The organism is Cupriavidus sp. NPDC089707 (assembly GCF_044748965.1).
Taxonomy (GTDB): domain Bacteria; phylum Pseudomonadota; class Gammaproteobacteria; order Burkholderiales; family Burkholderiaceae; genus Cupriavidus.
The window spans coordinates 139,647-146,253 of the sequence record NZ_JBIVHB010000015.1 but is presented as its reverse complement, the minus strand read 5'-3'; the positions used below and the strand labels follow the sequence as shown (position 1 = coordinate 146,253).

General features: G+C 64.6%; 7 protein-coding genes. 3 read left to right on the top strand and 4 right to left on the bottom strand.

The window, feature by feature from the left end:
* Nucleotides 1-304: 304 nt before the first annotated feature.
* From ACIP1U_RS22630 to ACIP1U_RS22615, 4 genes are all read right to left on the bottom strand, one after another.
* On the bottom strand, nucleotides 305-1,081 hold the full coding sequence (locus tag ACIP1U_RS22630) for an enoyl-CoA hydratase (protein ID WP_400319588.1): 777 nt from the start codon (nucleotides 1,079-1,081) through the stop codon (nucleotides 305-307).
* 93 nt (nucleotides 1,082-1,174) lie between these two features.
* On the bottom strand, nucleotides 1,175-1,927 hold the full coding sequence (locus tag ACIP1U_RS22625; RefSeq protein ID WP_400319609.1) for an amino acid ABC transporter ATP-binding protein: 753 nt from the start codon (nucleotides 1,925-1,927) through the stop codon (nucleotides 1,175-1,177).
* 37 nt (nucleotides 1,928-1,964) lie between these two features.
* Nucleotides 1,965-2,618 (bottom strand): amino acid ABC transporter permease, encoded by a 654-nt coding sequence (locus tag ACIP1U_RS22620; protein WP_029048313.1) that lies wholly within the window; start codon nucleotides 2,616-2,618, stop codon nucleotides 1,965-1,967.
* 120 nt (nucleotides 2,619-2,738) lie between these two features.
* Nucleotides 2,739-3,533, bottom strand: a complete 795-nt coding sequence (locus ACIP1U_RS22615) for an amino acid ABC transporter substrate-binding protein (RefSeq protein ID WP_400319584.1) — start codon at nucleotides 3,531-3,533, stop codon at nucleotides 2,739-2,741.
* Between the two features lie 329 nt (nucleotides 3,534-3,862).
* On the opposite strand from ACIP1U_RS22615, the gene paaG reads away from it, so the two are divergent.
* From paaG to paaK, 3 genes are read left to right on the top strand one after another with little or no spacing between them, the layout of a single operon-like run.
* Entirely contained in the window at nucleotides 3,863-4,687 is an 825-nt protein-coding gene (paaG, locus tag ACIP1U_RS22610; RefSeq protein ID WP_400319581.1) for a 2-(1,2-epoxy-1,2-dihydrophenyl)acetyl-CoA isomerase PaaG, read from the top strand.
* Between the two features lie 46 nt (nucleotides 4,688-4,733).
* Nucleotides 4,734-5,177: a hydroxyphenylacetyl-CoA thioesterase PaaI gene (paaI, locus tag ACIP1U_RS22605; protein WP_400319578.1), complete on the top strand. Its 444-nt coding sequence runs from the start codon at nucleotides 4,734-4,736 to the stop codon at nucleotides 5,175-5,177.
* 43 nt (nucleotides 5,178-5,220) lie between these two features.
* Complete coding sequence (gene paaK, locus ACIP1U_RS22600; protein ID WP_400319576.1) at nucleotides 5,221-6,525, top strand: phenylacetate--CoA ligase PaaK; 1,305 nt, start codon at nucleotides 5,221-5,223, stop codon at nucleotides 6,523-6,525.
* Nucleotides 6,526-6,607: the final 82 nt, after the last annotated feature.

Here is a 6,607-nt window from a genome sequence, read left to right as displayed (position 1 = left end):
TTTCGTCAACCGCTGCAGCAATCTTTTTTTGCTGCAGTCAGCGCCGCGAACCTCGCTGCGCCAACCTTCCGGTCGACCCCGCAACCCTTGCTGCGCCTGCCTTGCAGCGCCGCGTTGTGTGTTGCGAGGGGGCGAATATTAGGCCGGTTTCGCGGACCTTGCAACATCTTTGTCACAGCGCTCAGCTAGGGGTTCGCGTGATTATGTCGTAACCCCTTGAGCGATAAAGGAAAACCTCAAAATGGCCAGCGCGGCGGCCCTTGAATACCCCCGCGCTGCCGTCGGGTATTCCCCTATCAAGCTTTCAGCGATGCTGGAAATTAGGGGCGCGCTTCTCTACGAAAGCGGCCATGCCTTCCTTTTGGTCTTCACTGGCGAAGGTGGAATGGAACAGCCTGCGCTCGAAGTGCACGCCTTCGGCCAGCGTGGTCTCGTAGGCGGCATTGACCGACTCCTTGATCATCATGACCACCGGCAACGAGAACCCTGCGATGGTTTCGGCGGCTGCGAGCACTTCCTCCAGCAGTCTGTCGGCCGGCACAACGCGCGACACCAGGCCCGAACGCTCGGCTTCGGCAGCATCCATCATGCGCGAGGTCAGGCACAGGTCCATGGCCTTGGCCTTGGACACCGCGCGCGGCAGGCGTTGGGTGCCGCCGGCGCCGGGCATGGTGCCGAGCTTCACTTCTGGCTGGCCGAACTTGGCCGAGTCAGCTGCGATGATGATGTCGCACATCATCGCCAGCTCGCAGCCGCCGCCCAGCGCGTAGCCAGCCACGCCAGCAATCACCGGCTTGCGGATCTTGCGGATGGTTTCCCAGTTGCGGGTGATGTAGTCGCCCTTGTAGACATCCATGAAGGAGTACTTGGCCATCATGCCGATATCGGCGCCGGCCGCGAAGGCGCGCTCGCTGCCGGTAATGACAATGGCGCCGATGCCCTCATCCTGATCGAATGCCGTCAGCGCGGCGCCCAGTTCATCCATCAGCGCGTCGTTGAGCGCGTTCAGCGCCTTGGGGCGATTCAGCGTAACCAGACCAACGCGGCCGCGCGTCTCGACCAGGATGTTTTCGTACGGCATGTCTTCTCCAATGTATTGGCAATCAAATGGCAGCGTCGCCACCGGCTGCGGGCTATTCTGCCACCTGTCGTGGCTTGGCGGCGCTAGTCCCGGTTAGAGCATGTGCGCCAGGAATTCCCGGGTGCGCGCATGGGCCGGCGCGCCGAACACCTCGGCGGGCGCGCCTTCCTCGAGAATCCTGCCCTCGTCCATGAACACGACGTGGTTGGCCACTTCGCGCGCAAACCCCATCTCATGCGTGACGACGAGCATGGTCATATGTTCGTCCGCCAGTTGCCGCATGGTGCGCAGCACTTCTCCGGTCAGTTCCGGATCAAGGGCCGAGGTCGGCTCGTCGAACAGCATGATGTCGGGCTCCATCGCCAGCGCGCGCGCAATCGCCACGCGCTGCTTCTGGCCCCCGGACAAACGCGCCGGATAGTTGTCCCGCTTGGCCAGCAGGCCGACCTTGCGCAACAGTTCTTCGGCCTTGGGCACCGCCGCGTCGCGCGACAGCCGCTTGACGGTCATGGGTGCCTCGATGATGTTCTGCAGCACCGTCATGTGCGGGAACAGGTTGAACGACTGGAACACCATGCCCATCTTGCGGCAGATGCGGCGGACTTCCGCCTCCGGCACATATCTGGAGGCCCCATCGGGGCCAGCCGCCGCCAGCGACTCGCCTTCGATGTCGATGGTTCCGCGGTCGATCACCTCGAGATGGTTCAGGCAGCGCAGCAAGGTGCTCTTGCCCGAGCCCGAAGGCCCGATCACCGCGGTGACATCGCCCTTGCGCAGCGTCAGCGAGACGCCGCGCAGAACCTGCAGCGATCCGAACGACTTGAAGATGTCCCGCGCCGCGATCATGATGCCGGGCGCGTGGTCAGAGGTGGCGCCGTTCGGGCTAGTCATCATGTTTGGCATAGCGTTTTTCGAGATTCTGGAAGAACCAGGTCAGAATCAGCGTCATCACCAAGTAAAACAGCGCGGCGACCAGGAAAGGCGTGGTCGTGAAATCACGCTGCACGATGCCGCGCGCGGTGCGCAGGATATCGTTGAGGGCCAGCACGTAGATCAGCGACGTGTCCTTGATCAGCGTAATGGTTTCGTTGCTGACCGGGGGCAGGACGCGGCTAACCATCTGCGGCAGCACGACTCGCCGCATGGTCTGGAAGTACGTCATGCCCAGCGCCTTGCTGGCTTCATACTGGCCGCGGTCGACGGACTTGATCCCGGCGCGGAAGATTTCCGCGAAGTACGCGGCATAGTTGAGCGCGAATGCCACCACGGCGGCGGGAAAATCGGGCAGCCTCACGCCGATGACCGGCACGAATGGCAGCGCGAAATAGATAAACAGCATCTGCAGCATCAGCGGCGTACCGCGCATCAGCCAGATATAGCCATTGACCGCCCCGCTAAGCAGCGGCCATGACGAGATGCGCGCTAGCGCCAGCGCAAGCCCCAGCGGCACCGACAGGGCGAGCGTGATGACGAACAGGGTAAGCGTGACTTTCGCACCCTGCGCCAATGGCCCCAGTAGAGATAAGACGTAATCCATGTTCGCGCGAACAGAAGGAGGAAGGATTTCAGGCAGCGGGCGGGAGTGCGCCGGCGCCTGAGTCCGGAAGGGGCGCAGCGCCCTGCCTGAACCGCGCAGGGCACCACGAAAGCGCCTGGATTACTTGGTGATATCGGCGCCGAACCACTGGGTGGCGATCCGGGCGGCAGTGCCGTCCTGCTTCATCGATGCCAGGGTCTTGTCCAGGTTGCCGAGCAGCTCGGCATCGTCCTTGCGAACGCCGACGCCGTAATCCTCGGTACCGAAGTTTTCTTCCAGCACCCGGTATTCGCCGGCTCGCTTGCTGATCAGGTAGCGGCCCACCACTTCATCGACCACGATCGCGTCGAGGCGGCCGGCGGACAGGTCCATCAGCGCCGTCACGTTATCGCCGAAGGTCTTGAGTTCCTTCAGGCTGGCGGCGATCTGGCTTTCCTTCTTGATCGCATCCACCGCGCTGCTGCCGTCCTGCGCGCCGACGATGCGGCCGGCCAGGTCCGCCTTGGCCTTCACCGGCGAATTGGTGCCGACAATGACGATCTGGTGATTGGTCATATAGGGCGCGGTGAAGCTGATGTTCTTCTTGCGCTCGTCCGTGATGGTCAGGCCGTTCCACAGCACGTCCACGCGCTTGCCGTTCAGCTCGGCTTCCTTGGCGCTCCAGTCGATCGGCTTGAATTCGACCGTCATGCCGAGACGGCGACTGGCCTCTTTCGCCATATCGATATCGAAGCCGACGAGTTCGTTATTGGTATCGCGGAAGCCCATGGGCGGGAAATTGTCGTCCAGGCCCACGATGATCTTGGTGGCGGCGGCGCTGTCCGTGCTGGCGGCGGCCGGCGCGGATTCGTTCTTGCCGCACGCGGCGAACAGCGCCACGGACGAAACCAAAAGGAATGCTGCGAACTTCTTCATAGGGAGATCCAGTGCGGAAAGGGCAAAAAGGCGGAATCAGTGAAACAGTCTTGCGCGCCGGCGCGCACATGGGCACCAGCGATGCTGCAATTGTTGTTGGCAGCGCGATTATAGAGCGACACGGGGCGCGGGCATTGCGGTCGCCACTCCGATTGCGGAACGCAATCGCGGGTTAGTACTAATAAGGCACCCCGGTCCGCCGCCCTTACGCTGCGTGGACAGCTCACGCAGCCGGTAATTAGTGCTACCATTTACCGACCGACTGGTCGGTTTATTTTAGTGGCACGAGCCCCGCGCCGACCGCAAAGAACACCAGGCAGGAGACAAACATGCCCCCGATGTCCACGCCCGCTGGCCAGCCGATCAGTATCGATGCCGGCCCCATCCTGCTCCAATGGCAGGGGGCCGTCGCGGTCATCACGCTGAACCGCCCCGACAAGCTCAACAGCTTTACCCGCGAGATGCACAAGGCACTGCAGCAGGCACTCGACCACGTCGAGGCTGGCGGCGCGCGGGCGCTGCTGCTGACCGGCGCCGGCCGCGGCTTCTGCGCCGGGCAGGACCTGGCCGACCTGGATTTCACGCCCGGCCAGATGACTGACCTGGGCGAACTGATCGACACCTGGTTCAACCCGCTGATCCGCCGGCTGCAGGCGCTGCCGCTGCCGGTGGTGGCGGCGGTCAACGGCACCGCCGCCGGTGCCGGCGCCAACCTGGCGCTGGCCTGCGACATGGTGCTGGCGGCCCGTTCGGCCAACTTTATCCAGGCCTTCGTCAAGATCGGGCTGGTGCCGGATTCCGGCGGCACCTGGCTGCTGCCCAAGCGCATCGGCATGGCGCGCGCGCTGGGGCTGGCGATGACCGGCGAGCGCCTTTCCGCCGAGGAGGCCGAGAAGTGGGGCCTGATCTGGGAAGCCATGGACGACCCGCTGCTGCCCGAGCAGGCGCTGGCGCTGGCCACGCACCTGGCCGGGCAGCCCACCCGGGCGCTGGCCGCGATCAAGCGCGCTATGTACGCCAGCGGCACTGCCAGCCTCGATGCCCAGCTCGACCTGGAACGCGACCTGCAGCGTGACCTCGGCCAGTCCGCGGACTATGCGGAGGGCGTCAACGCCTTCCTGGAAAAGCGCGCCGCCCGCTTCACCGGCAAGTAGCGTCCCAGCCGCCCGCACGGCGCCACCCCGCCCCAAGGAGACAACGTTGCACAAGGACCCCCAGGCCCTCGCCGAAGCGGCCGCTGCCGCCATGTATGAAGCCGATACCTGCAGCCGCTGGCTCGGGATCACCGTCGAATCGGTCCGCCCCGGCTATGCCCGGCTGACCATGCCGGTACGCAACGAATTTTTAAACGGCCATGGCATCTGCCACGGCGGCCTGATGTTCACGCTGGCCGATTCGACCTTCGCGTTCGCCTGCAACAGCCATAACATCAATACCGTGGCGGCCGGCTGCAGCATCGAATTCCTCAAACCCGTGCACGGCGGCGACGTGCTGACAGCCGAAGGCATCGAGCAGACCCTGTCGGGACGCCACGGCATCTACGACATCCGCGTGACCAATGCCGCCGGCGAGGTGGTGGCGATGTTCCGTGGCAAGTCGGCGCATATCAAGGGACATGTCGTGCCGCCGGATGCCGTAGCCTGAACGCCGCCGCCCCCAAGATAAACGCCCCCGCGCAGGAGACGACATGAGCACGCGCCTGACCGATCTGCCCCTGGATCCGATCGAGACCGCCAGCCGCGCCGAGCTGCAGGCACTGCAACTGGAACGCCTGAAGTGGTCGCTCCACCATGCCTACGCCAACTCGCCGGTCTACCGCCGCAAGTTCGACGAGGCCGGCGCCCATCCCGACCAACTGCAATCGCTGGCCGACCTGGCGCGCTTTCCGTTCACCAGCAAGCAGGACCTGCGCGACAACTACCCGTTCGGGATGTTCGCCGTGCCGCAGGACCGGGTGGCGCGGGTGCATGCCTCGTCCGGCACCACCGGCAAGCCCACGGTGGTCGGCTACACGCTCCGGGATATTGATAACTGGGCGACGGTGATGGCGCGCTCGATCCGCGCCTCGGGCGCGCGGCGCGGCGACAAGGTACATATCAGTTATGGCTACGGCCTGTTCACCGGCGGGCTGGGCGCGCACTATGGCGTCGAGAAAGCTGGCCTGACGGCGATCCCGTTCGGTGGGGGCCAGACCGAGCGCCAGGTCCAGTTGATCATGGACTTCAAGCCCGAGATCATCATGGTCACGCCCAGCTACATGCTGGCGATCGCCGATGAATTCGAGCGCCAGGGCATCGACCCGGCCAGCAGTTCGCTGCAGGTCGGCATCTTCGGCGCCGAGCCGTGGACACCGGAAATGCGGCTGGCGATCGAGAAGCGCATGGGCCTATCGGCAGTCGATATCTATGGCCTGTCCGAAGTGATGGGCCCGGGTGTGGCCAACGAATGCGCCGAGACCAAGGATGGACCGACCATCTGGGAAGACCACTTCTACCCGGAAATCATCGACCCGAATACCGGCGCGGTGCTGCCCGACGGCGAATTCGGCGAGCTGGTCTTTACCTCGCTGACCAAGGAGGCGATGCCGGTGGTGCGCTACCGGACCCGTGACCTGACCCGCTTGCTGCCGGGCACGGCACGGCCGGCCTTCCGCCGCATGGAGAAGGTCACCGGCCGGACCGACGACATGATGATCGTGCGTGGCGTCAACGTGTTCCCGTCGCAGATCGAGGAACTGATCCTGAAGCAGGCCGAGCTGGCGCCGCATTACCAGTGCGTGCTCGGCAAGGATGGCCATATGGATACGCTGACGGTGCGCGTGGAATCCGCCCATGGCAGTGAGCCGGCGCGCGCGCAGGCCGCGCGCGAGCGGCTGGCGCATGAGATCAAGTCGTATATCGGGGTAACCGCCACCATCGAGGTGCTGCCGGAGGGCGGCATCGAACGCTCGGTGGGGAAGGCGAAGCGGATCGTGGATCAGCGGGGGCGCTGAAATCCACCGGTTTGCTCCCCTCGCCCGCTTGCGCGAGAGGGGTTGGGGTGAGGGCTGGCGCATGGCAAGCATGATGGCGCGC